Origin of the sequence: Kitasatospora sp. NPDC097605 (assembly GCF_040302725.1) — a bacterium.
Taxonomy (GTDB): Bacteria; Actinomycetota; Actinomycetes; order Streptomycetales; family Streptomycetaceae; genus Kitasatospora.
The window spans coordinates 91,763-113,642 of sequence record NZ_JBEOSF010000024.1; the positions used below are offsets into that span (position 1 = coordinate 91,763).

22 protein-coding genes and 2 pseudogenes are annotated in these 21,880 nt (G+C 73.2%); 13 read left to right on the forward strand and 11 right to left on the reverse strand.

The genetic code is table 11. From position 1 onward, the window contains the following. Positions 1 to 43 precede the first annotated feature (43 nt). The 4 genes and pseudogenes from lipB (at position 44) to ABTX81_RS25470 (ending at position 3,123) form a co-directional block, all read left to right on the forward strand. Complete coding sequence (gene lipB / locus ABTX81_RS25460; protein ID WP_502892853.1) at positions 44 to 814, forward strand: lipoyl(octanoyl) transferase LipB; 771 nt, start codon at positions 44 to 46, stop codon at positions 812 to 814. Positions 815 to 956: 142 nt separating this feature from the next. Further along, on the forward strand, positions 957 to 1,910 hold the full coding sequence (gene lipA, locus ABTX81_RS25465) for a lipoyl synthase (RefSeq protein WP_344333782.1): 954 nt from the start codon (positions 957 to 959) through the stop codon (positions 1,908 to 1,910). Between the two features lie 186 nt (positions 1,911 to 2,096). Then, positions 2,097 to 2,231 (forward strand): annotated as a pseudogene (locus tag ABTX81_RS39730) (SCO2195 family GlnR-regulated protein); the annotation flags it as partial. Positions 2,232 to 2,433: 202 nt separating this feature from the next. Then, positions 2,434 to 3,123 carry a DUF4191 domain-containing protein gene (locus ABTX81_RS25470; protein WP_350549605.1) on the forward strand — a complete coding sequence of 230 codons (690 nt, stop codon included), beginning with the start codon at positions 2,434 to 2,436 and terminating at the stop codon, positions 3,121 to 3,123. Positions 3,124 to 3,224: 101 nt separating this feature from the next. On the opposite strand, the gene ABTX81_RS25475 is transcribed toward ABTX81_RS25470, so the two are convergent. Then, positions 3,225 to 3,692, reverse strand: coding sequence for an RDD family protein (locus ABTX81_RS25475; RefSeq protein WP_350549608.1), 468 nt, complete (start codon positions 3,690 to 3,692; stop codon positions 3,225 to 3,227). A 282-nt stretch (positions 3,693 to 3,974) separates the two neighbouring features. On the opposite strand from ABTX81_RS25475, the gene glnA reads away from it, so the two are divergent. Then, on the forward strand, positions 3,975 to 5,387 hold the full coding sequence (gene glnA, locus ABTX81_RS25480; RefSeq protein WP_350549610.1) for a type I glutamate--ammonia ligase: 1,413 nt from the start codon (positions 3,975 to 3,977) through the stop codon (positions 5,385 to 5,387). A 72-nt stretch (positions 5,388 to 5,459) separates the two neighbouring features. On the opposite strand, the gene ABTX81_RS25485 is transcribed toward glnA, so the two are convergent. After that, positions 5,460 to 5,912: a pyridoxamine 5'-phosphate oxidase family protein gene (locus ABTX81_RS25485; RefSeq protein WP_350549613.1), complete on the reverse strand. Its 453-nt coding sequence runs from the start codon at positions 5,910 to 5,912 to the stop codon at positions 5,460 to 5,462. Positions 5,913 to 6,043: 131 nt separating this feature from the next. On the opposite strand from ABTX81_RS25485, the gene ABTX81_RS25490 reads away from it, so the two are divergent. Then, positions 6,044 to 6,664 (forward strand): 3'-5' exonuclease, encoded by a 621-nt coding sequence (locus ABTX81_RS25490; RefSeq protein WP_350549616.1) that lies wholly within the window; start codon positions 6,044 to 6,046, stop codon positions 6,662 to 6,664. Here ABTX81_RS25490 and ABTX81_RS25495 read toward each other — a convergent pair. After that, on the reverse strand, positions 6,654 to 7,871 hold the full coding sequence (locus tag ABTX81_RS25495; RefSeq protein ID WP_350549619.1) for a cytochrome P450: 1,218 nt from the start codon (positions 7,869 to 7,871) through the stop codon (positions 6,654 to 6,656). The genes ABTX81_RS25490 and ABTX81_RS25495 overlap by 11 nt on opposite strands. Before the next feature lie 154 nt (positions 7,872 to 8,025). Between ABTX81_RS25495 and ABTX81_RS25500 the strand changes: the two genes are divergently transcribed. Then, on the forward strand, positions 8,026 to 8,382 hold the full coding sequence (locus ABTX81_RS25500; protein WP_350549622.1) for an arsenate reductase family protein: 357 nt from the start codon (positions 8,026 to 8,028) through the stop codon (positions 8,380 to 8,382). Positions 8,383 to 8,400: 18 nt separating this feature from the next. Here ABTX81_RS25500 and ABTX81_RS25505 read toward each other — a convergent pair whose 3' ends face one another. Then, a complete protein-coding gene (locus ABTX81_RS25505; RefSeq protein WP_350549625.1) occupies positions 8,401 to 8,871 on the reverse strand; it encodes a pyridoxamine 5'-phosphate oxidase family protein in 471 nt (156 codons plus the stop codon). 112 nt (positions 8,872 to 8,983) lie between these two features. Here ABTX81_RS25505 and ABTX81_RS25510 point away from each other — a divergent pair, with 112 nt between their 5' ends. Genes ABTX81_RS25510 through ABTX81_RS25520 form a run of 3 tightly spaced genes read left to right on the forward strand, consistent with a single transcriptional unit; the run spans position 8,984 to position 11,574 of the window. Then, positions 8,984 to 9,544 carry a DUF1697 domain-containing protein gene (locus tag ABTX81_RS25510; RefSeq protein ID WP_350549628.1) on the forward strand — a complete coding sequence of 187 codons (561 nt, stop codon included), beginning with the start codon at positions 8,984 to 8,986 and terminating at the stop codon, positions 9,542 to 9,544. 31 nt (positions 9,545 to 9,575) lie between these two features. Beyond that, a complete protein-coding gene (locus tag ABTX81_RS25515; RefSeq protein ID WP_350549631.1) occupies positions 9,576 to 11,042 on the forward strand; it encodes a hypothetical protein in 1,467 nt (488 codons plus the stop codon). Beyond that, positions 11,029 to 11,574: an FHA domain-containing protein gene (locus ABTX81_RS25520; protein ID WP_350549634.1), complete on the forward strand. Its 546-nt coding sequence runs from the start codon at positions 11,029 to 11,031 to the stop codon at positions 11,572 to 11,574. The genes ABTX81_RS25515 and ABTX81_RS25520 overlap by 14 nt, the downstream gene beginning before the upstream one ends. Before the next feature lie 42 nt (positions 11,575 to 11,616). Here the strand turns inward: ABTX81_RS25520 and ABTX81_RS25525 are convergent, their stop codons facing one another. Beyond that, positions 11,617 to 12,579 (reverse strand): DUF1152 domain-containing protein, encoded by a 963-nt coding sequence (locus tag ABTX81_RS25525; protein WP_350549637.1) that lies wholly within the window; start codon positions 12,577 to 12,579, stop codon positions 11,617 to 11,619. 77 nt (positions 12,580 to 12,656) lie between these two features. On the opposite strand from ABTX81_RS25525, the gene ABTX81_RS25530 reads away from it, so the two are divergent. Next, a complete protein-coding gene (locus ABTX81_RS25530) occupies positions 12,657 to 13,259 on the forward strand; it encodes a DUF6891 domain-containing protein (RefSeq protein WP_350549639.1) in 603 nt (200 codons plus the stop codon). A 76-nt stretch (positions 13,260 to 13,335) separates the two neighbouring features. Here ABTX81_RS25530 and ABTX81_RS25535 read toward each other — a convergent pair whose 3' ends face one another. Then, positions 13,336 to 13,761: a hypothetical protein gene (locus ABTX81_RS25535; RefSeq protein WP_350549642.1), complete on the reverse strand. Its 426-nt coding sequence runs from the start codon at positions 13,759 to 13,761 to the stop codon at positions 13,336 to 13,338. A gap of 93 nt (positions 13,762 to 13,854) precedes the next feature. Next, entirely contained in the window at positions 13,855 to 14,511 is a 657-nt protein-coding gene (locus ABTX81_RS25540) for a TetR/AcrR family transcriptional regulator C-terminal domain-containing protein (protein WP_350549645.1), read from the reverse strand. A gap of 133 nt (positions 14,512 to 14,644) precedes the next feature. Here ABTX81_RS25540 and ABTX81_RS25545 point away from each other — a divergent pair, with 133 nt between their 5' ends. Further along, positions 14,645 to 16,114 (forward strand): FAD-dependent monooxygenase, encoded by a 1,470-nt coding sequence (locus ABTX81_RS25545; RefSeq protein WP_350549647.1) that lies wholly within the window; start codon positions 14,645 to 14,647, stop codon positions 16,112 to 16,114. Between the two features lie 75 nt (positions 16,115 to 16,189). Here the strand turns inward: ABTX81_RS25545 and ABTX81_RS25550 are convergent, their stop codons facing one another. Further along, positions 16,190 to 16,888 (reverse strand): hemerythrin domain-containing protein, encoded by a 699-nt coding sequence (locus ABTX81_RS25550; protein ID WP_350549650.1) that lies wholly within the window; start codon positions 16,886 to 16,888, stop codon positions 16,190 to 16,192. A 419-nt stretch (positions 16,889 to 17,307) separates the two neighbouring features. After that, on the reverse strand, positions 17,308 to 18,435 hold the full coding sequence (locus ABTX81_RS25555; protein WP_350549652.1) for an alpha/beta hydrolase: 1,128 nt from the start codon (positions 18,433 to 18,435) through the stop codon (positions 17,308 to 17,310). Between the two features lie 435 nt (positions 18,436 to 18,870). Here ABTX81_RS25555 and ABTX81_RS25560 point away from each other — a divergent pair, with 435 nt between their 5' ends. After that, a complete protein-coding gene (locus ABTX81_RS25560; protein ID WP_350549654.1) occupies positions 18,871 to 19,614 on the forward strand; it encodes an SDR family oxidoreductase in 744 nt (247 codons plus the stop codon). 60 nt (positions 19,615 to 19,674) lie between these two features. Here ABTX81_RS25560 and ABTX81_RS25565 read toward each other — a convergent pair whose 3' ends face one another. After that, entirely contained in the window at positions 19,675 to 21,399 is a 1,725-nt protein-coding gene (locus tag ABTX81_RS25565; protein WP_350549657.1) for a carbohydrate-binding module family 20 domain-containing protein, read from the reverse strand. Positions 21,400 to 21,682: 283 nt separating this feature from the next. Then, a pseudogene (locus tag ABTX81_RS25570) lies at positions 21,683 to 21,880 on the reverse strand (hypothetical protein); the annotation flags it as partial.

The window sequence follows — 21,880 nt, forward strand, 5'->3', positions numbered from 1 at the left end:
CTGGCAAGGAGCAGCGGTGAGCGAGAACGTGCGGTTCATACGCATGGGCACGGGCGAGGGCGCCGTCCCCTACCAGGAGGCCTGGGAGGAGCAGCAGCGGCTGCACGCCCTGCGGGTCGCGGACGAGATCCCGGACACGGTGCTGCTGCTGGAGCACCAGCCCGTCTACACCATGGGCAAGCGCACCAACCCGGCCGACCTGCCGCTGGACGGCACCCCCGTGGTCGAGGTCAACCGGGGCGGCGAGATCACCTGGCACGGCCCCGGCCAGCTGGTCGGCTACCCGATCGTCAAGCTGCCGGACCCGATCGACGTGATCGCGTACGTGCGGCGGCTGGAGGAGGCGCTGATCCGCGCCTGCGGCGCGTTCGGCGTCGAGACCACCCGGGTCGAGGGCCGCAGCGGCGTCTGGGTGCTGGGCCGGTCCATCCCGGACGCGGTGGTGGACCCCGCGCAGGTGGTGGACATCGGCAAGCTCACCCTGCGGATGGGCCTGCCGCTGGGCATCGACCCGCGGCTGGCCGGCCCCGAGTACGCGCCGTCCAACGCCGGGCAGCGCGGCGACGACCGCAAGCTGGCCGCGATCGGCGTGCGGGTCGCCCGCGGGGTGACCATGCACGGCTTCGCGCTGAACTGCGATCCGGACATGAGCTGGTTCGACAAGATCGTGCCCTGCGGCATCCGGGACGCCGGGGTCGCCTCGCTGGCCGGCGAGCTGGGCCGGGACTTCCCGGTCACCGAGGCGGTGCCGCTGGTCGAGAAGCACCTGGCCGAGGTGTTCGCCGAGCTGCCGGAGCCGGCGCCCGGCCGCTGAGGTCCTCCGTCCCGGAGAGACCCCCGGGAATCTACCCGCCGGTAGCCATGTTGCCCTGCGATTGCGGGGCCGCCGCCCCGGCGAAGGCCGTACAAGCACAGGCGTACCCTGGGGGTACCCCGTCTAGTTCTAGGAGTCGCACGTGTCCGCTGTCGCACCCGACGGCAGGAAGCTGCTCCGCCTGGAGGTCCGCAACAGCGAGACCCCCATCGAGCGGAAGCCCGAGTGGATCAAGACCCGCGCGAAGATGGGCCCGGAGTACAACGCCCTCCAGTCGCTGGTGAAGAAGGAGGGGCTGCACACGGTCTGCCAGGAGGCCGGCTGCCCCAACATCTTCGAGTGCTGGGAGGACCGCGAGGCGACCTTCCTCATCGGCGGTGACCAGTGCACCCGCCGCTGCGACTTCTGCCAGATCGACACCGGCAAGCCCGCCGAGTTCGACCGGGACGAGCCGCGCCGGGTCGCCGAGTCCATCGTCACCATGGACCTCAACTACGCCACCATCACCGGCGTCGCCCGCGACGACCTGCCGGACGGCGGCGCCTGGCTGTACGCCGAGACCGTGCGCCAGGTGCACGCGATGACCGCCGGCCGCGAGGGCGGCCGCACCGGCGTCGAGCTGCTGATCCCCGACTTCAACGCGGTGCCCGAGCAGCTGGCCGAGGTCTTCTCGTCCCGCCCCGAGGTGCTGGCGCACAACGTCGAGACGGTGCCGCGGATCTTCAAGCGGATCCGCCCCGCATTCCGCTACGAGCGCTCGCTGGACGTCATCACCCAGGCGCGCGCCGCCGGGCTGGTCACCAAGTCCAACCTGATCCTGGGCATGGGCGAGACCCGCGAGGAGGTCAGCCAGGCGCTGGCCGACCTGGTCGGGGCCGGCTGCGAGCTGATCACCATCACCCAGTACCTGCGCCCGTCGCTGCGCCACCACCCGGTGGAGCGGTGGGTCAAGCCGCAGGAGTTCGTCGAGCTGCAGGAGGAGGCCGAGGAACTCGGCTTCGCCGGCGTCATGTCCGGTCCGCTGGTCCGCTCGTCGTACCGCGCCGGGCGGCTGTACCGGCAGGCGCTGGAGCGCCGCGAGCAGGCCTCGGTCTGATCCGGCCCAGCACGCCCGGGCGTGTTTGAGCCATTCGAAGGGCGGAGCCTCGGCTCCGCCCTTTCGCGTTCATCACGCTTTGACTGCCAGGTCACGGGCTGGTAACACGGGGTGGTGACGATGGACTCGTCACGATTGTTCGATTCTTCTCAGCCACGGCCGCGGCCGCGAGGGGAGCTGTTCGGCATGCGGATGCGGATCCGGTCGGTGGGGGTTGCGCTGAGGTTCGCCGAGAGCGTCCTGCTGTCCGGCGGACAGCGGCAGGCCCGGCGCAACGCCTGGGCGGCGGTGTGCGAGGACCGCCGGTACGCGGCCGACCGCCGGCACGACGCGCTGCTCCCGGGGGCCTCAGGGGCTTCAGGGGCCTCGGCGGGGCGGGCGGTGACGGGCCCCGCGGCCGGTCCGCAGACGGGCAGGCCGGCCCGCCGGCAGTCGCCCACCTAGCGGCACCCGGGTCACGGTTCGGGGCGAACGGGCACCCGGGCTTGGATATCCCGTACCCACGCCACGTACCATGAGCGTTATGGCGAGGGAAACATCCGAGAACCCCGGGCGACTGAAGCAGATCCGCCTGGCGTACACCATGACCAAGAAGGTCGACACCAAGATCGGCCTGATCATCGCCGGCGTCGGCCTGCTGACCTTCGGCGTGTTCCTCGCCATCGGCTTCGCGATCGAGCACCCCGTCTACCTGGGCATCCTGGGCTTCATCGTGGCCTTCCTGGCCATGGCGATCGTCTTCGGGCGCCGGGCCGAGCGTGCCGCGTTCGGGCAGATGGAGGGCCAGCCGGGCGCCGTCGCGGCGGTGCTGAACAACATCCGGCGCGGCTGGAGCGCCAACTCCACCCCGGTGGCGGTCACCCGCAGCCAGGACGCGGTCTACCGCGCCGTGGGCCGGGCCGGCATCGCGCTGATCGGCGAGGGCAACCCGAACCGGGTCCGCCAGCTGCTCGCGTCGGAGAAGAAGAAGATGGCCCGGGTCGTCGGCGACGTGCCGGTGCACGACATCGTGGTGGGCGACGGCGAGGGCGAGGTCCCGCTCAAGAAGCTGCAGATCCACCTGATGCGTCTGCCGCGCGCCATCACGCCCGCCCAGGTCACCGAGACCAACGACCGCCTGCGCGCGCTGGGCGACCTGCTCTCCAAGGCGCCCATCCCCAAGGGCCCGATGCCCAAGGGCGCCCGGATGCCCAAGGGCGGCCAGGTTCGCTAGCCCCTCCCCCGTCGACAGCACGAGAACGGCCCCGCCGCGGAAACCTCCGCGGCGGGGCCGTTCGACGTTCCCCGGCTGTCTCGCCGGCTGTCCCGCCTCGCTCAGATCCGGACCTCGACGGTGCCGACCGCCTTGTCGTGCAGCCCGCGGGTGTCCCGGTCCCAGACCAGCGCCGGCACCAGCAGGCAGAGCAGCACGGTGCGCAGCAGCACCTGCGGGATGGTCGCCCGGTTGCCGTCCAGGCGCACGACCCGCAGCCCGAACAGCCGCTTGCCCACGGTCGTCCCGGTGGTGGCGAGCAGCAGCACCGTGACGGCGAAGAACAGCGGCGTGGTCCACATGTTCGCCGAGGCCGCGGAGCCCTTGCCGATCAGCCCGTAGGCGACCAGGGCGACCAGCCAGCCGTCGACGAACAGCGCGCCCATCCGGCGGCCGGGACCGGCGATCGAGCCGGGGCCCTCCTTGGGCAGTCCGAGGCGCTCACCGCGGTGGCCGAAGTCGGCACCCATCTTCTCGGCGGCCGCCTTCGGGCCGTCGATCCACGATCCCAACGCTTCTCTGGTGTCCACGAATCCACACTAACCGGGCGAACGCCGGGGACGGCCACCGCCTCCCCCGCCGGGTCCGCCACCGAAGAGTGAATCGGCCGCCGCCGGCTTTCCAGCACTCCCCCGAGAGGTCTAGACCATTGCACCGGCCCCACCTGGCGGGGGCGAGGCGGTTTGTCCGGTCCCGTACGGCTTTGCCGCCCGCCCGGCGACGGCGGTTAACATTCAGGAAACGACTGGGTCACCGCCCGGAAACGGCCCGTTCCTAGGGTGAGCCCCCATTCGCAACACCGAGGAGGATGGATGTTCAACAACGCCGCCGAAGTGAAGCAGTTCATCCAGGACAACGACGTGAAGTTCGTCGACGTCCGCTTCTGCGACCTGCCGGGCGTCTTGCAGCACTTCTCCGTACCTGCGGCGACGTTCGACCCGTCCGAGATCCTGATGTTCGACGGCTCGTCGATCCGCGGCTTCCAGGCCATCCACGAGTCCGACATGGCACTGGTCCCCGACCTCGCCACGGCCCGGCTCGACCCGTTCCGCCAGGACAAGCACCTCAACATCAACTTCTTCATCCAGGACCCGGTGACCGGCGAGGCCTACAGCCGCGACCCGCGCAACGTCGCCAAGAAGGCCGAGGCCTACCTGGCCTCCTCCGGCATCGCGGACACCGCGTTCTTCGGCCCCGAGGCCGAGTTCTACGTCTTCGACTCGGTCCGGTTCGACACCAGCGCCAACGCCTCGTACTACCACATCGACTCCGAGGCCGGCGCCTGGAACACCGGCTCCACCGAGGGTGACGTCCGCGGCTACAAGGTCAAGTACAAGGGCGGCTACTTCCCCGTCCCGCCGGTCGACCACTTCGCCGACCTGCGCGCCGAGATGTCCCTGGAGCTGGCCAGGGCCGGCCTGGAGGTCGAGCGCCAGCACCACGAGGTCGGCACGGCCGGCCAGGCGGAGATCAACTACAAGTTCAACACCCTGCTGCACGCCGCCGACGACCTGATGCTGTTCAAGTACATCATCAAGAACGTCGCCTGGCGCAACGGCAAAACGGCCACCTTCATGCCGAAGCCGATCTTCGGCGACAACGGCTCGGGCATGCACGTCCACCAGTCGCTGTGGAGCGAAGGCTCACCGCTCTTCTACGACGAGCAGGGCTACGCGGGCCTCTCCGACACCGCCCGCTACTACATCGGCGGCCTGCTCAAGCACGCCGCCTCGCTGCTCGCCTTCACCAACCCGTCGGTGAACTCCTACCACCGCCTGGTCCCCGGCTTCGAGGCCCCGGTCAACCTGGTCTACTCCCAGCGCAACCGCTCCGCCGCGATCCGCATCCCGATCACCGGCTCCAACGCCAAGGCCAAGCGCATCGAGTTCCGCGCCCCCGACCCCTCCTCCAACCCGTACCTGGCCTTCTCCGCCATGCTGATGGCCGGCCTGGACGGCATCAAGAACAAGATCGAACCCCTGGAGCCGGTCGACAAGGACCTCTACGAACTGGCCCCCGAGGACCACGCCAACGTCCCCCAGGTCCCCTCCTCCCTCCCCGCCGTCCTCGAAGCCCTCGAAGCCGACCACGAGTACCTCCTCGCCGGCAACGTCTTCACCCCGGACCTCATCGAGACCTGGATCGACTTCAAGCGCACCAACGAGATCGCCCCCATCGCCCTCCGCCCCCACCCCCACGAGTTCGAGCTCTACTACGACCTCTGAGGGGCCCGGGCCCGCGGAAGCGCACCGTTGTGGCAACGGTGCGCTTCCGCGGGTCGTGGGGTGGGCCGCCGGTCAGGAGTCGAGCCAGTGGCCGTCGTGCATCAGGTCGCGGCCGGCCAGTTCGTTCGACTCGCGCCAGGCCCGGATGCGGCGGGGCGTGACCCGGAACCAGCTGTACGAGCCGGTGGAGGTGCGCGGATCGAAGCCGGTGCGCTCGGTGAAGCGGTCGGCGCGGCCGTCGGGGAGGGCGTCGATGGCGAGGATCTCGACCGCGCCCTCGATGAGGCAGACGTCCCGGGTGTGGCCCAGGGCCAGGCGGGCGGTGCCGGTGGCGGCGAGGTTGCGGCCGGTCGGGCTGCCGGTCGGGGTGGCGAGCAGCAGCGACTCACCGTCCCAGTCGAAGGAGAGCGGGATGAGGTGGGGCACGCCGTCCGGCGAGGCCGTGGCCACCCAGACGTCGACGTCGTCGGCGAGGCGCCGTTCGGCGTCGTGGCGGCGCAGGTCGTGCGGACGCGGTTCGGCCATGGTCACTCACTCCTGTTGGTGTCGCGGGCTGGGTCACAGCCTCCCGCAGGCGGGGCGGTACGCCGCACCCGGGGCGGGTCCCGCCGCGAAACCCGGTGGTCAAGGCCTGGCCGGGGAAGGAGACTTGGCGCATGGGGACGAAGGAGAAGGTCACGCCGACGGTGTACGTGTCGGTGGACGTCGAGGCGGACGGGCCGATTCCCGGCCGCTATTCGATGGTCAGCTTCGGTGCGGTGGTGGCCGGTTGGCACGACGGCGACGGGTTCCGGCGGTCGCGGCAGGGCGAAGGTGCAGGTTTCTACCGGGAGTTGCGGCCCGTCTCCGAGGAGTGGGTGCCCGAGGCGCTGGCCGTGTCGGGGCTGGACCGGGCGGCGCTGCTCGCCGGCGGCACCGATCCGGGCGTCGCCATGGGCCAGTTCACCCGCTGGCTGGAGCAGGTGCGCACCGGCCCGGACGGGCGGTGGTACCGGCCGGTGATGGTGGGCTATCCCGCCGTCTACGACTGGCAGTTCCTCTACTGGTACCTGGTCCGGTTCACCGGCTCCAGCCCGTTCGGCCACTCGGGCTGCTTGGACATGAAGACGCTGTACGCGGCGCGCGCGGGCGTGCCGTTCGCCGGGATCGGCAAGCGCTCGATGCCCGCCGAGCTGCTGCCCGACCTCCCCCACACGCACCACGCCCTGGACGACGCCCGGGAGCAGGCCGTGCTGTTCGCCAACCTGATGGAGTGGGAGGGGCCGGTCAGCGGGTGATGACCGGCAGGGTCTCGTAGCCGCGCAGGATCAGGCGGTCGCGGCGGGTGGCCACGCCGCCGGGGGCGAGGCGGGGGAACCGGTCGAGGAGGGCGGGGACCGCGATGTCGGCCTCCAGACGGGCGAGTTGGCTGCCGAGGCAGAAGTGCGCGCCGCCGCCGAAACTGAGCGGCTGGCTGTCGGTGCGGGTGGGGTCGAAGCGGTCCGGGTGGGGGTAGCGGGCCGGGTCGCGGTTGGCGGCGCCCAGCACGGCGAGCACCACGGTGCCGGTCGGGGTGGGCCGGCCGGCCACCGCGAGGTCGGGGGCGGTGGAGATCCGGGAGGTCAGCTGGACCGGGGAGTCGTGGCGCAGCACCTCGTCGGTGAAGAGCGCGGGGTCGAGGGCTCCGGTGCGCAGGCCCTCGGCGGCCTCCGGGTGGCGGAAGAGCAGGGCGAGGCCGTTGCCGAGGAGGTTGGTGGTGGTCTCGAAGCCGGCCACCAGGAGGAGGGCGAGATTGCTCAGCAGTTCCTCGCCGGAGATCCGGTCCGGGGAGTCGGCGGCGATCCGGGCCAGGTCGCTGACCAGGTCGCCGGTCGGGCGGGCCAGTCGCTCGGCGGTCAGCTCCGCGAAGTAGGCGGAGAGTTCCTCGGCCGCGAGGTCGGCGGCGGCCAGTTCGCCGAGGTCCTGGATGAGCTCCAGGGCGATGGTGAGGTCCGAGGCGAGGCCGCGGAAGCGGTGGCGCTCGGCGGCGGGCACGCCGAGCAGTTCGCAGATCACCTCGACCGGGAGGCGGAAGGCGAAGGTGTCCATGAAGTCGACGGGCGAGCCGTCGGCGCCCCGGTCGGCCAGTTCGTCGAGCAGCCGCCGCACCGTCGCCTCGACGGCCGGCCGCAGGGCGGCGACCCGGCGGGCATTGAAGGCCGAGGCGATGAGCGGGCGGACCCGGCCGTGGTCGGGGGCGTTGCGCTGGAGGATCGAGCGGCCGAAGAGCCCGATGGAGGGGTGCGCGAGCAGTTCCGCGTGGTCGGCGGCGAGGCTCTTGGTGTCCTCCAGGGCGAAGGCCGGGGTGCGCAGCACCTGGTTGGCGGCGGCGTGGCCGACCACCAGGACCGCCCCGGGGCCCGCCGGGACCGCCGGGCCGAATTCGTGCGCCCGCGCGTACAGCGGGTAGGGGTCGGACCGGCCCTCGGCGGTCATGAGCTGCTCGATGATCGACGCGCCGTCCATCCGGTTTCCCCTCCGTGGATCCACTCCCCGGACGGACAACTGCTGGTGGCCGCAGGAGAGTTCCCGGGCCGGGGCGGCCGGGCGGGGCGACGGGCGCGGCGGCGCGGGGCGCGCGGGCGGGGCCGGACGGGGGGCGGGTCGGTAGGCTGACGGGATGGAGATCTGGATCAACCCGCGCTGCGGGAAATGCCGTACCGCGCTGAACGAGCTGGAGGGCGCGGGCCTCACGTACACCGTGCGGCGCTACCTGGAGGACCCGCCGAGCGTCGCCGAGCTGGAGCAGGTGCTGGAGCGGCTGGGCCTGGAGCCGTGGGACATCGCCAGGACCGACGAGCAGGTGGCCAAGGACCTCGGCATGAAGCAGTGGAGCCGGGAGACGGGCGACCGGGCGCGCTGGCTGGCGGCGATGGCCGAGCACCCGATCCTCATCCAGCGTCCGATCATCACCGCGGACGACGGGCACGCCGTGGTCGCCCGCACCCCCGAGGCCCTCAAGTCCGTCCTGTCCTGACGGCCCTGCCCGGCGCCGTCAGCGGCGTTCGTACCGCCGCACCGGCTCGCCCGGGTGCCAGGAGCTGATCCGCACCGCGTCGCCCTCGACGGTGGTGAGCACGACCTGATCCAGCTCCAGCCGGAAGGCCTGGTACGGGCCGGGCGGCGGCTCGGGCAGCTCGGCCTCGTAGGCGGCGCGGTCCGCCGCGTCGGTGAGCTCGACGGCCCGGCCGGACACCTTGGCGTCGCCGTCGGCCAGCGTCTCGTCGCTCGGGTTGCTGTGCAGCGCGAAGCGCGGGTCGCGGAGGAGGTCCAGCGCCTTGACCGCGCCCTCCATCGAGCCGAGCATCAGGTCGGCCCCGATGAAGTCCACCTCGATGCCGCTCACCCGGGGCGAGCCGTCTCTGCGGAGCGTCGCCAGGACGTGGTGCTTGTTGGCCTCGAAGCGGGCCCGCACGGCGGGGGCCAGGTCCGGTGCCTCGTGCTCGAACTCCTGCCAGGTAGCCATGGCGCCAGTGTGGCACCGGGCACCGACAACCGCCGTCCGGCGGCCGGTGCCCGGTGCCGTGCCGGTGCGCGCGGCTGTGCCCGGTGTCGGTGCCCGGTGCCACACTGGCCGGGTGACCACTACCACCACCTACATCGCCTTCCTGCGGGCCGTGAACGTCGGCGGCCGGACGGTGAAGATGGAGCGCCTGCGCGCACTGTTCGGCGAGCTGGGCCTGGAGCGCGTCGGCTCCTACATCCAGAGCGGCAACGTCTTCTTCACCGCCGGGGTCACCGACGCGGCGGGGCGGGCCGCGCTGACCGGGCGGATCGAGCGCCACCTGGAGGAGCAGTTGGGCTACCCCGTCCCGGTGCTGCTGCGCACGGTGGACGAGGTCCAGGCGGTGCTGGACGCCGAGCCGTTCGCGGGCGTCGAGGTCACCCCGGACGTGCGGCTCACGGTGAACTTCCTCTCCGAGCCGCTGCCCGCCGACTTCCCGATCCCCTACACCTCGCCGAAGGGCGACTACGAGGTGATCGGCGCCGACCCCGGCACCGCGTACGTGGTGGTGCACCTGAAGAACGGCAAGTGGGTCACCAGCGGTGCGCTCTTCGGGAAGTCCTACCGGGGCTCGGTGACCTCGCGGTTCCTGCACACCACGGTCAAGATCCTGGCCGCCGCCCGGAAGGCCTGACCTCCCGCCCACGACGAGACCGGAGGCCCCGTTGGCCCGATCCGCGCTGCACGCGTACACCGCGCTGCTCGACCGCTCGTTCGCGCGGATCGCGGAGGCGGCGGCCGACGGCCGCACCTTCGACCGCGCGGTGATCGCGCGCTGTGCGGACGTCTGGGACAACAACACCTTCCCGCTGTCCGCCACGGTGGTCCGCCGGACCGCGCCGCGCCGCGAGCGGGCCGCCCGGGCCGGGCTGCGGTGGATGGCCGGGCTCGGCGAGGCGCGGTACGCGTGGATGCTGGAGCAGTCGGCGGCGGCCGGGCACCCGGTCGAAGGGCTGGTACCGCCACCGCCACCGGACGACCCCGGTTTCCCCTGGAGCTACGCACCCCTGCCTCCGGCGGAGACGGCCGTGGACGGGTACGACTTCTCCCGCTGCCGGCCGCTGCGGCTGCTGGCGGAGCACTCCGGCGACCGGCTGCACGTGGCGCTGGACGTGGAGGTGCCGCGCGCCTGCGACCCGCCCGAGGGCGACGGGACGGCGGACCGACCGGCCCCGAGGATCTTCCTGTCACTGGAGGAGGTGTCGGAGGTCGGGTTCGACGCGGAACCGGCCGGGACGGGCCCGTTGGAGTGGCGGGTGGACACGGACGGGGTGGAGCTCCGAGTGGGCGGGGCCGGCCTGCTGCGGGCGGCCCGGGCCTCGCTGGCCGTCGAGGACCGGCACCGGCACCCGGCCGAGCCCGGCCCGGCGCCGGCGGACCGGCGGTCCGCGAGCTTCAGGCGGTCCGCGTGGTTCAGGTGGTTCAGGTGGTTCACCGAGCGGACGCCCGGCCCGCCGTTCACCGTCCGCGAGGGCGGGTCGCAGCGGCTGGCGGCGGTCCTCGTGCAACGCGCGATGCTGGACATCCGGGCGGCACGGCACTCCGGATCGGTCTCCCGCCGCGACATCCTGGAGCTCTGCCGGATCTTCGAGGGCGCGGGGACTGACCTGCTGGCGGCGGCACGGCAGGGCGAGGCGGGCGGGCGCGCCCTGATCGAGCGGTGGGTGGCACGCGGCGGCGACACCCGGGCGGGCTGGTTCGCGGAACAGCTCGGCTCGCGGAGCCGGCCCGGCCGGACCGGGGAGTGGGCGGAACGCCTGGCCGACCGGCTGCGGGCGGTGCCGCAGCCCGTCGCCGAACCCCGGCCGCGCCCCGACCGGGCGGTGGTGCGGCTGCTGGCGGTCCGCTTCGAAGGCCACGGCCACGACCCGGACGAGCCCGCCTCGGCGGTCGTCCACCTCGCGGTGCCGCCCGGGGAGGCCGGACCATGGGGGCTGCTCGTGGAACGGACCGGGCCGACCGGGCGGCTGGAGCGGTTCCGGCTCGACACCGCGGCGTTCGGCACGGCGGGGGCGGTACGGGAGGACGGGGGGCGGCTGGCGGTGGGCGCCGGCTTCGCGCTGGAGTGGCGGTCCGGGGAATCTGGACAGGTCGACGGGGGCGGCCGAGAATCGGTCCATGATGTCGCGTGAGAACCGGACCCGGGTGGTCCGGCCGTCCGAGGCCGAGCGGGAGCAGGCGCTCGGAGTGCTGCGGGAGGGCGCGGGGAACGGCCGGCTGTCCCACGACACCTTCCTCGGACGGCTGGACCTCGTGCTCCACGCGGGCAGCCGCGCCGAGTTGAACGCGGTGATGGCGGACCTGCCGGCCGGGAACCCGGTGGGACGCTTCGTGCTGCGCGCGGTCGGGCGGGTCTCCGCGTTCGGGGTGCGGCTGGGCGACGCCTGGCGGGCCGAGCGGCTGCCGGGGCTGAGCCTCCCGGAGGCCGGGGCCGGGCAGTTGACGATAGGCCGGATCCCCGGGTCGGGGCTGCGGCTGAACGACGCGTCGGTCTCCCGGCACCACGCCGAGCTGCGCCGGGAGGGCGACGGCTGGGTGCTGTACGACCTCGGGTCGACCAACGGCACGCATGTGAACGGCTACCGGATCGTCGGCGCGGCGCGGGTCCGGCCGGGCGACCAGGTGCGGTTCGGCAACCTGGAGTTCCGGCTCGCCTCGGGCTGAGCACCGCAGGCCGGGGCGGCCGGCGGTCAGTGCGGCCGGCGGTCAGTGCGGGAACTGGCGGGGCGGCCGCTGGGCGGGCAGGGAGTCCTGGAACTCGCCGATGGCGCTGGCGATCTGACGCATCAGGACGGTGTCCTCGATCCGGTCGAGGTAGCGGTGCTCGGCGGCCAGCGCCTCCACCGTGACGCCGAAGTAGAGCGTCATCAGCGGATTGACGAAGAGCCTGCTGCCCGTGGTCCGGTCGGTGAACCGGACGTCGCCGAACTCGCCGCGCAGCGCGGCCGCCACCGAGCCGTGGACGATGCTCGGGTGCTCCGGGAACGCCGCCCGGGCGTGCTCGACGGCGTCCAGGTAGAGGGCGCCCTCGCGGCTGTCGCGCGGGATCGGGAAGGCACCGAGGTAACCGCCGGCCCGGTCGAGCGCGGCCAGGTTCTCCAGCACCAGCGTGTGGTTGACACCGTGGTACGCGTCGATGCCGAAGCCGAGGCAGGCGACCAGGCGCTCGGGGACCTCGGTCAGCCCGGCGACCGCGGCGAGGCTGGCCATGTCCTCCTCGGGCGTGCCGAGGCCGGCCTCGTCGCCGCGCATCAGGATGTCGGTGCCGCCGTCGACCAGCAGGACGGCGTCGATGCCGAGCCGGCCGACGAGGGACCGGTAGGCGTCGCGCAACGGCCGGACGCCGGTCCTGGGGAACGCCCAGACGGCGTCGGGCATGCCGTGCAGCCGGAGCCAGCGGGCCAGCGTCCGCTCCGGGAAGTAGCCCTCGGGGGCGGGGGTGTCGGGGCCGATGAGGGCCAGGTCGGGCTCCTGCCACACGTCGGCGGGCAGGGCGTCGAGCGCGCTGAAGGAGAGGTTGGCGAGGTGCACCTCCTTGCCGGCCGCGCGCAGGGCGAGGGCGAGCGGGAGGCCCGCGTAGACGTCGAAGCCGCCTCCGGCGCCGGCGATCAGGATGCGCTCGGCGGCGAGCAGACGGGTGATCAGCGGGGGCTGGAGGAGGGAGGCCACCGGGGGACGGTAGCACCGCGGTCCGGGGCGGCGGCCGGGCGGGCCGGAATGTCAGTGGCGGGTGCTTGGATGCGGGCATGGACCAGGACACCGTGCAGACCACCCTTGCCGCCGAGGTGCTGCGGGACGCCGAGGAACGGGCCCGCGAGCTGATCCGGTGCGGCTTCCAGGAGCCGGACGAGATAGCCGAGTCCCTGGTCGATGACCTCGACGACCAGGGACTGACGGTGGAGGAGGCGGAGCGGATCGTCGCTCCGCTGTGGCGGGAGCGTCTGCGGGAGCAGGCCGCCTGGCCGGAGACGACCGACGTCGACCGGCTGGAGGCCGCCTTCGACGCCCTGGAGGAGCTGGGCATCGTCGCCGCGATGGACTTCACCTGCTGCGCGAACTGCGGCTACGCCGAGATCGGGGGCGAGGCCGAGGAGGACTCGCGCGGATTCGTGTTCTTCCATCAGCAGGACACCGAACGGGCCGCCGAGGGCGGTGCGTTGATGCTGCGGTACGGCGGGTTCCAGGTGGACGGCGAGCCGACCGAGGCGGCCGTGCGGCGGACGGCCGAGGTCGGGCGGGAGGTCGCCGCGGCGCTGGCGGCTGCGGGGCTTCCGGTGGAGTGGGACGGCTCGCCGGAGACGGCGATCGCGGTCACGCCGATCAACTGGCTCAACCGCCTGCCGGAGTAGCGGTCGCGCCCCTTCCCGCGCCGGCCGGTCCTGGCCTTCGGGCCGGGGCACGTCGGCACGGGCCGACGCGGGAAGGTCAGCGGACGACGTGGAGTTCGGCGGTGTGCTCGCGCGCGTTCGCGTGGTGCAGGGTGATCCTCGCGGAGCCGATGGTGGTCTCGGCCTCCTCGGTGAGGGTCTTGGTCTCCTCACCGAGCCTGACCTCGGCCGTGATGTCGGTGATCCGGCCGACGGTCAGCTTGAGGGTCTTGTCGCCGCCGAAGACCTCGACGGTGTGGGTGGAGTCGGCGTTCTCGGTGCGCACGGCGACGTCGCAGCTGTTGTCGTCGAGGCAGAGCGAGACGCCGCCCTTGCAGGCGGTGAGCCCGGCGCCGAGCAGCAGCACGGCGCCGGCCGCGAGGGCGGCCGAGCGGACGGCCGGCACCCGGCGGCGTCCGGGGCGCCGGGGCGCGCGGGAGGCCGGGTCGTGGTCATGGTGCGGGGCGGTGGTCGCACGGGTCATGGCACCGACGGTAGGCGTGCGCCGACCGGCCGGCATCGGCCCCCGGCGGTACCCGGCCCCTGGCCCGCCCCGAGCGGACGAGCGCGTAAACCCTTAGGGGATGACGGGAGTTGAGGAGGACGGCAGCGAGGCCTCGATGCCGGCGACGACGATCGCCAGACCGCGCTCGAAGCGCTGCTCGAAGTCGCCGAAGAGGTCCCGCCCCGCGGCGGCGGCGAGGGCGTGCTCGGGATCGATGCCGGCGGCCCGCTGATCCGGGTCGTAGCCGGGCGCCCGCTCCCCCGGCACCGGGTGGACGGCCTGCTCCTCGATCACGAAGCCGATGGTGAACGCGTACGCGGTGGTGAACGCCAGCACGGCGTCGCCGAGTTCGAAGCCCGCCCGGCCGAACACCGCGAGCAGGGCGTGCTGCCCCCCGGTGTGCCCGGAGTCGGTGAGCCGGGTGCCGCTGAAGACCTTGGCGCCGTCCCGGTAGCCGAGCAGCGAGGTCCGCAGGGTGCGGCAGGTGCCGGCGACCGCCTCCTGCCAGCTGTCCGGAACGGCGGGCGACCCGGCGGACATCCGGCGGAGCATCTCGGTGGCCATCTCGTCCAGCAGCGCCTGCTTGTTGGCGAAGTGCCAGTACAGCGCGGGCGCCTTGACGTCCAGTTCGGTGGCGATCCGGCGCAGGGTGAGCCCGTCCAGCCCGGTCTCGTCGAGCAGGCGCAGGGCGGTGTCGACCACCTGGGCGCGGTCCAGCTTCGGCGGCATGTCGCGTTCCCTCCGGCGGCTGCTCCCACTGCGGCCGCGACGTCCAGCCCCGACGCCCGGCATTGACAATTTAACACCGTTAAGCCCATGCTTCCGGACGTCCGCCACTTAACAACGTTAAGGAGAGTGTGCGATGGCGCACGCCCAGAACCGGAGCGAGACCGAGGTCCTGATCGTCGGCGCCGGGCCGACCGGACTGACCCTCGCCTGCGACCTGGCCCGGCGCGGGGTGTCCGCGCTGCTGGTCGAGCAGGCCCCGGCGCTCTTCCCCGGCTCGCGCGGCAAGGGCCTCCAGCCCCGCACCCAGGAGGTGTTCGAGGACCTCGGCCTGCTCGCCGCCGTGCACGCCGACGGCCGCCCCTACCCGCGCATGGTGAGCTGGGAGAACGGCGAGCGGCAGGGCGAGTGGGACCTCGTCGGGCGCGCCGAGCCGGACCCGACCGTACCGTTCCCCGAGGTCTGGATGCTCCCGCAGTGGCGCACCCAGGAGCTGCTGCACGAGCGGCTGCGCGAGTTCGGCGGCGAGGTCGCCTTCGGCACCGCGCTGAGCGGCCTCGACCAGCACCCAGACCGGGTCGAGGCCCGGCTGACCGGCCCCGACGGCACCGGGCGCACGGTCACCGCCCGCTATCTGGTCGCCGCCGACGGCGGCCGCTCCACCGTCCGGCGGACGGTGGGCATCCCGATGACGGGCGAGCAGGTCGACCCGCACCCCGCCCTGGTCGCCGATGTCGAGATCGACGGCCTGGACCGCGAGAACTGGCACTGCTGGCCCAAGGCGTCCGGCGGCCCGCTGCTGCTCTGCCCGCTGCCGAGCACCACCGCCTTCCAGCTGTTCGCCCAGTTCGACGCGGCGCGGGACCCCGACACCTCGGCCGAGGGCGTCCGGCGGACCGTCGCCGCCCGCACCCACCTGCCGGAGTCCGCCGTCGGCGCCGTGCACTGGGCGTCCGGCTTCCGGCCGCGTGCGGCGCTCGCCGAGCGGTTCCGGGAGGGCCGGGTCTTCCTGGCCGGCGACGCGGCGCACATCCACTCGCCGGCCGGCGGCCAGGGTCTCAACACCAGCATCCAGGACGCGTACAACCTGGGCTGGAAGCTCGGCCAGGTGCTGCGGCACGGCGCCGACGAGGCCCTGCTGGACAGCTACGAGCAGGAGCGCCTGCCGGTCGCCGCCGACGTGCTGGAGATCTCCACCCGGCTGCACCGCGCGGGCGGCGTCCGGGCCGGCGCGCTGCGGCGCGGCCCACGCACCGAGCAGCTCGGCCTCGGCTACGAGGACGGCCCGCTGACCGTCGAGGCCCGCCCCGGCCTGCCCGAGGACGCGCTGCGGGCCGGCGAGCGCGCACCCGACGCCCCGCTGGATACCCGGGGCGGGCGCCGGCTGTTCGAGCTGTTCCGCGGCCCGCACGTCACCGTGCTCGCGATCGGCCACCCCCTGCCGCCGCTGCCCGCCGGGGTGCGCGGGGCCCGCGTCGACGGCGGCGTCGCGGAGCGGGCGTACGGGCGGGGTCTGTTCGTCGTCCGGCCGGACGGCTACCTGGGCCTGGCCACCCACGACCCGGCCGACCTGCCGGGATACCTGGCCCGGTTCGGGCTGCGCTGACCCCCGACCACCCAAGGAATACGCCTCTGGCATATGCCACGCGCGTAGATCAACGGCCCGCGAAGACCCCCGGGCTCACTCGCCCGCGGCCTCCCACGCCCCGGGCGCCCCCCACAGCGGCGCCGTGCACCGCTGGTAGGTGGCCTGCCAGTGCGGCCAGTGCCGGGCCACCATGTCGTCGCAGTCGGCGAGCAGCCGCTCGACCACCGCCGGCTCGACCCCGTCCAGCAACCAGGCCAGCGCGTCCGGGCTGCCCGGCCCGTCGGCCGAGTGCAGCACGTCCAGCAGCTCGGGCAGGCTGCCGACCCGCGAGTTCTCCGTGAAGACCCGCTCCATCCGGGGCAGCAGCTGGCGCTCCTCGATCCGCAGGTGGGTCTCCAGCCGGGCCGCCAGGTCCTCGATGGCGTAGGCCACCGGCCAGACCGACCCGGTGTCCCGGCTGGCGATCCGGACCAGGGTGGTGACCCGGGTGAACGAGTGGTCGAGGTTGTGGTGGTCCGCCTCCAGCCAGTTCAGCAGCAGCCGCAGCTCGGGGGCGAACCGGCGCACGATCGGCCAGATCCGGGTGTCCTGCTGCTCGTGGTGGCAGGTCAGCATGGCGGTGACGAAGGTCCAGTGCCGCAGCAGGGCGGCGCCCTTCTCGTCCTCACCGGGCTGCAGCAGCCGCAGCGCGTTGGGCAGCCGGGCGAGGTCCCGGCGGAGCGCGGCATGCACCAGTCGCAGTCCGGCGAAGCGGACGGCCTGCGGATCCTCGTCGACGGTGCGCTCATGCACGGGGCCGCCCTGGGCGGGCACGGCCGGCGGAACCGGGGACGCTACGGGAAGCAGGTGGGTGGGCATGGCACTCTTTTCACGCTGGGGCAAGGGCTTGGCTCGACCTGGCACAACTGGCGGGCTGGCTCTCCCACCACAGTGGTGGGAGGACATCAGAGGCGAATCAATGTCCGATTGACGTGCAGCTCAGCGGCCGTTCGACCGGTTCCGGCGGGCGCGCCGGCGAACGCGGCGCAACATTCCGCCGTACCGCCGCCCGGGCACCTGCTCCCGGGCGGACGGCGGGCCGGCGGACCCCCACGGCACCGCTTGCCCCACGACACCGCTTGCCCCACGACACCGCTTGCCCCACAGTGCCCTGCCCGACGTGCCCCGTCCGACGGCGCGTCAGCGCGCCGCCGCCCCTGCCCCTCCCCGCATCAGTCGCTCTGCGGCCCCGCGAGGTTCTTGCTGAGCCACTGCAGGGTGTCCGGGATCATCTTCTTGAAGTCGCTGGTCAGGTGCTTCCCGCCGGGCTGCTCGTAGTACTCGACGGTGAGCGGCGGCGCGGCCTTGGCGACCCAGGCCTTGACCAGCTTCATCTCGTACCCGTTGCCGCCGCCTGCGGTGGCCAGCATCCGCACGTCGGCCTTGCCCTGGGCGACCAGCAGATCGGGGCTGTTGGCCTGGCGCTCGGCCTCGTGCCCCTTCCAGAGCGGCGAGTCGGGGTTGAAGTAGCCGTCGATCGGCACGGCGGCCTTGAACGTCTCCGGGTGCTGGAGGGCCAGCTTGGCGCTGCAGAACGCGCCGGTGGAGGCGCCCATCAGGCCCCAGCCGTCCCGGCCCTTCACGGTGCGGAAGTTGGCGCGGACGAAGTCGGGGATGTCCTCGGCCATCCAGGTGCCCATCTTCGGCTGGCCCGGGATGTCGGCGCACTCCAGGGCCTTGGCCTCGTTCGAGTCGAGGTTCTGCACCGGCATGATCATGATGAACGGGTGCGCCTTGCCCTGCTTGGCGAGGTCGGCGTCGACCTCCTGGATCGGCAGCTGGTTGTCGGTCCAGGTGTTGTAGCCGGCGCTCTGGCCGCCCGCGTACAGGGTGAGCACCGGGAAGCCGGTCTTCGCGTACTTGGGGTCGTTGTACTCCGGCGGGAGCCAGACCCACACCTTGCCGGTGACCCCGGACTTGGGCCCGGTCAGCGTGGTCATCATGATCTGGCCGGCGGCGGTGTCCCTGGCCTTGCTGAACGCGGCCTGCGGACCGGTGGGCATCAGCACCTTGCCGGAGGGAGCGGAGGGCGAGGAGGGCGCGGGCGACGCCGTCGTGGCCGGGGCGCCCGTGGCCGCGGCCGGACTCGTCCCCGCCGCCGGGGACCCGGGCGCGGACGACGACGCCGAGCCCGTCGCCCCACCGGTGGCCGCCGCCGCGGCGGTCCCGCCCTTCGCCGCGTCCCCCGACGTCCCCGCGCTCCCACCGTCCGAGCTGCCGCAGGCCGCCAGCGCGGCGGCCAGGGTGAAGACGGTGGCGCCGGTCAGCACGGCGCGGAAACGGGAGGACTGCGGCTGCACGGTGAGGACTCTCCGACCGGTGTCGCGCCCGCTCCCACGGAGCCGGGCGGTGGCCCCCGGGTGGGGCCGGACAGGCCCGGGGCGCGGCTGTCTGCGAGACCCCCGGGAGACCGCGCGCCGCCCTCACGGGGGCGCGCCGTCCTGCGATCTTATGACGTGGTCCGCCATGCCCCGGTTGCGCGTTGGCCAGCACCGATCCAATGTTTGTCCCCGATCGGGTAAAGCCCCCCGGCCACCCCTCCCGACCGGCGGGGCCCCTCCCCCGCCACTCGACGGGGCCCGCCGGGCGCGCCTCCCGAGCGAACGGCGCCGCACGCCCCGGGGAGTGCCGGACGCGTGCCGACCTGCCGGGCTGGCAGCGGGGGGCCGGCGCTGACATCGTTGAGCGGATCGCGCAGTCCGTCCGAGCCCGCACCCCCGGCCGAGGAGCCCGCCATGCTGGAACGCGTCGCCGTCGTCACCGGAGCCGGCAGTGGGATCGGGCGCGCCGTGGCGGTCGAACTCGCGGCCGGCGGGTGGCGGCTGGTGCTGGCCGGGCGGCGGGAGGAGGCACTGCGGGAGACCGGTCGGCTGAGCGGGACGGAGGCGGCGGTGGTGCCGACGGACGTCACCGACCCCCCGGCCGTGGACGCGCTGTTCGAGGCCGCCGTCGACCGCTTCGAACGCGTCGACCTGCTGTTCAACAACGCCGGGACGTTCGGCCCCGCGGGCACCGTCGACGAGTTGGACGTCGACGCGTGGCGGGCGGCGGTCGACCTCAACCTCACCGGGACCTTCCTCTGCGCCCGCGCCGCGTTCCGGCGGATGCGGGCGCAACGGCCGCAGGGCGGCCGCATCATCAACAACGGGTCGATCTCCGCCCACGCCCCGCGTCCCCGCTCGGCCGCGTACACCGCGACCAAGCACGCCGTCACCGGGCTGACCAAGTCACTGTCCCTGGACGGCCGTCCGTACCGGATCGCCTGCGGGCAGATCGACATCGGCAACGCCGCGACGGAGATGACGGCCGCGATGAGCAGCGGTGTGCCGCAGGCGGACGGGCGGGTCGCGGTGGAGCCGACGATGGACGTCGCCGATGTGGCGCGCACGGTGCGGCACATGGCGGAGCTGCCGCTGGAGGCCAATGTGCAGTTCGCGACGGTGATGGCGAGCGCCATGCCGTACATCGGCCGCGGCTGACGCCCACCGAAAGGGTGGGACCCTCGTCCCGCCGGAGACGAGGGTCCCTGATCGGGGGCGCTACGGGCGCCAGGTGTCGTTCAGCGCCACCTTGCCCGAGGCCGGCACGGTGGCGGTCCGGTTGGCGCCGGACTCCCAGGTGACCGCGCCCGAGGCGTCCTTGCGGATGTACTTGTACTCGAAGGCCGTGCCGGCGGGCATCGCCACGTCGAGCTTCCAGACCGGGTAGGCGGCCGGGGAGAGCGGCAGCGCGCCGCCCGTGTTCCAGGCGCCGAGGGCGGTGGTGTCGCCGACCACGTAGATGTTCTGCCCCATCACCGTCGTCGCGTTGACCGCGAAGGACGCCCCGCCGGTCACCGCCGTGCCGCCGCCGGGCGCGCCGACGTACAGGGCGACGGCGTCGCCCGCGCCGACGGTGGCGGTGAAGCGGCCGTCCGCGCCGACCGTGTAGGACGGGCCGGTGCAGCCGCCGGACGCCGGGTCGCCGTGCTGGACGTCGCAGTAGGAGCCCGCCGGCAGCGAGGTCTGGAAGGTCCGGGTGACCGGAGCGCTCTCCCGGTTGATCGCCACGAAGCCCTTGCCGCCGCGCCCGAAGGCGATCGCGTTGCCGCCGTTGGACCACCAGTCGGTGAGCGCCGTGCCGGCCACCGCGTTGCGGAAGCCGACCATGTTGGCCACCTGCCGCCAGGCGTGGGTGCAGTTCCAGCCGTCCTGGTAGCAGGCGTTGACGGTGCCGCCGTTCGGCGGGCCGTCGTCGTGGCCGGTGAAGGCGTAGCCGGAGTGGACGTTGGGCGAGCCGTACGGGTGGGCCAGCATGAAGACGTTGGCCAGGGTGTACGTGGAGCCGTCCTTGTAGCTGAGCGTGGAGCCGTTGCGCTCGGTGTCCCAGTTGTCGACGAAGGTACGGGCCTTGCCGGTCGGCAGCAGGCCGCTCCCCCAGCCGGACAGGTCGGCGAGCCGGCCGCCCTGGAAGGCGCTCTTCAGCCAGGTGCCGGAGCGGAACTCGTCGACGTCGCCGGTACCGGTGTACTCGGCGGGCTGGATCGGCTCGCCGGCGCCGTAGATGACCTCCTGCACCCAGTACGCCTGGGGGTTGGCCGTCCTGGCCTTGATGGCGGCGAGGTCGGCGGCGGCGATGTGCTTGGCGGCGTCGATCCGGTAGCCGTCGACGCCGAGCGAGGCCAGGTCGTCGAGGTAGCGGGCGACGGTCTGCTGGACGTAGGCGCTGCCGGTGTCCAGATCGGCCAGGTCGACCAGCTCGCAGTTCTGCACGGTGGAGCGGTCGCCGTAGTTGTCGCCGATCGCCGTCCGGCAGGAGTGGAAGTCCCGGTCCTGGTAGTAACCGGGGTAGGTGTACTTGCTGTAGCCGGTGCCGCCGGTGCCGGTGCCGGAGCCCGCGGACATGTGGTTGATCACCGAGTCGGCGATCACCTTGACACCGGCCGTGTGGCAGGTGTCGATCATGCGCTTGAAGGCCGTCCGGTCGCCGAGGCGCCCGGCTATCCTGTAGCCGACCGGCTGGTAGGAGGTCCACCACTGGCCGCCCTGGATGTGCTCCTGGGGCGGCGAGACCTCGACGAAGCCGTAGCCCTTGGGGCCGAGGGTGTCGGTGCAGGCCTTGGCGACCGAGTCGAAGCGCCACTCGAAGAGCGTCGCCGTGACCTCCTTGCCGTTGCCGGGCGGGGCGGCCTGGGCGGCGGGGGCGGTGCCGAGGGCGGCGGTGAGGGAGAGCGCGAGGGCCGCCGAGGCGGTGAGCGCGCCGACTGCGCGTGCGGGGGTGACCACGTTGTCTCCTGTGGGGGTGGCCGGGGTGAGGGCAGGCCGGGGAACCACGCGTGAGAGCTTGCTGAAACGTTTCAGAAACTTGCAGCGCCGAACCTAGAGGCCTGACCGGAGCCCGTCAATACCCCGCGCAGCGACCCACGTACCGACCCGCGCGCCGACCCGCACCCGGACCCGGACCCGGGCACGACAACAACACCCGGACACGACAACAGGGCCCGGCGGTCGCACCCGCCGGGCCCTGCCCCTGTCTCACCTGGTTTCCGCCGGCCTCACCGGCGCCAGGTCAGCTCGTGGCGATCGAGGTGTCGTCGATCACGAAGCTGGTCTGCAGCGAGACGTCCTCGGTGCCGGTGAACTTGAGGGTCACCGTCTGGCCCGCGTAGGCCGAGAGGTCGAAGGTCCGCAGCTGGTAGCCGGCGGCCGCGTCGACGTTGGAGTAGGTCTTCAGCGTGGTGCCGTTGACCTGGACCGTCAGCTTGTC

What these genes read in the sequence shown, in the direction of transcription:
- lipB (WP_502892853.1), top strand. Translation starts at nt 44, where the DNA reads ATGGGCACGGGCGAGGGCGCCGTCCCCTACCAGGAGGCCTGGGAGGAG.
- ABTX81_RS25470 (WP_350549605.1), top strand. Translation starts at nt 2,434, where the DNA reads ATGGCGAGGGAAACATCCGAGAACCCCGGGCGACTGAAGCAGATCCGC.
- glnA (WP_350549610.1), top strand. Translation starts at nt 3,975, where the DNA reads ATGTTCAACAACGCCGCCGAAGTGAAGCAGTTCATCCAGGACAACGAC.
- ABTX81_RS25485 (WP_350549613.1), bottom strand. Translation starts at nt 5,912, where the DNA reads ATGGCCGAACCGCGTCCGCACGACCTGCGCCGCCACGACGCCGAACGG.
- ABTX81_RS25490 (WP_350549616.1), top strand. Translation starts at nt 6,044, where the DNA reads ATGGGGACGAAGGAGAAGGTCACGCCGACGGTGTACGTGTCGGTGGAC.
- ABTX81_RS25495 (WP_350549619.1), bottom strand. Translation starts at nt 7,871, where the DNA reads ATGGACGGCGCGTCGATCATCGAGCAGCTCATGACCGCCGAGGGCCGG.
- ABTX81_RS25500 (WP_350549622.1), top strand. Translation starts at nt 8,026, where the DNA reads ATGGAGATCTGGATCAACCCGCGCTGCGGGAAATGCCGTACCGCGCTG.
- ABTX81_RS25505 (WP_350549625.1), bottom strand. Translation starts at nt 8,871, where the DNA reads ATGGCTACCTGGCAGGAGTTCGAGCACGAGGCACCGGACCTGGCCCCC.
- ABTX81_RS25520 (WP_350549634.1), top strand. Translation starts at nt 11,029, where the DNA reads ATGATGTCGCGTGAGAACCGGACCCGGGTGGTCCGGCCGTCCGAGGCC.
- ABTX81_RS25530 (WP_350549639.1), top strand. Translation starts at nt 12,657, where the DNA reads ATGGACCAGGACACCGTGCAGACCACCCTTGCCGCCGAGGTGCTGCGG.
- ABTX81_RS25535 (WP_350549642.1), bottom strand. Translation starts at nt 13,761, where the DNA reads ATGACCCGTGCGACCACCGCCCCGCACCATGACCACGACCCGGCCTCC.
- ABTX81_RS25540 (WP_350549645.1), bottom strand. Translation starts at nt 14,511, where the DNA reads ATGCCGCCGAAGCTGGACCGCGCCCAGGTGGTCGACACCGCCCTGCGC.
- ABTX81_RS25545 (WP_350549647.1), top strand. Translation starts at nt 14,645, where the DNA reads ATGGCGCACGCCCAGAACCGGAGCGAGACCGAGGTCCTGATCGTCGGC.
- ABTX81_RS25560 (WP_350549654.1), top strand. Translation starts at nt 18,871, where the DNA reads ATGCTGGAACGCGTCGCCGTCGTCACCGGAGCCGGCAGTGGGATCGGG.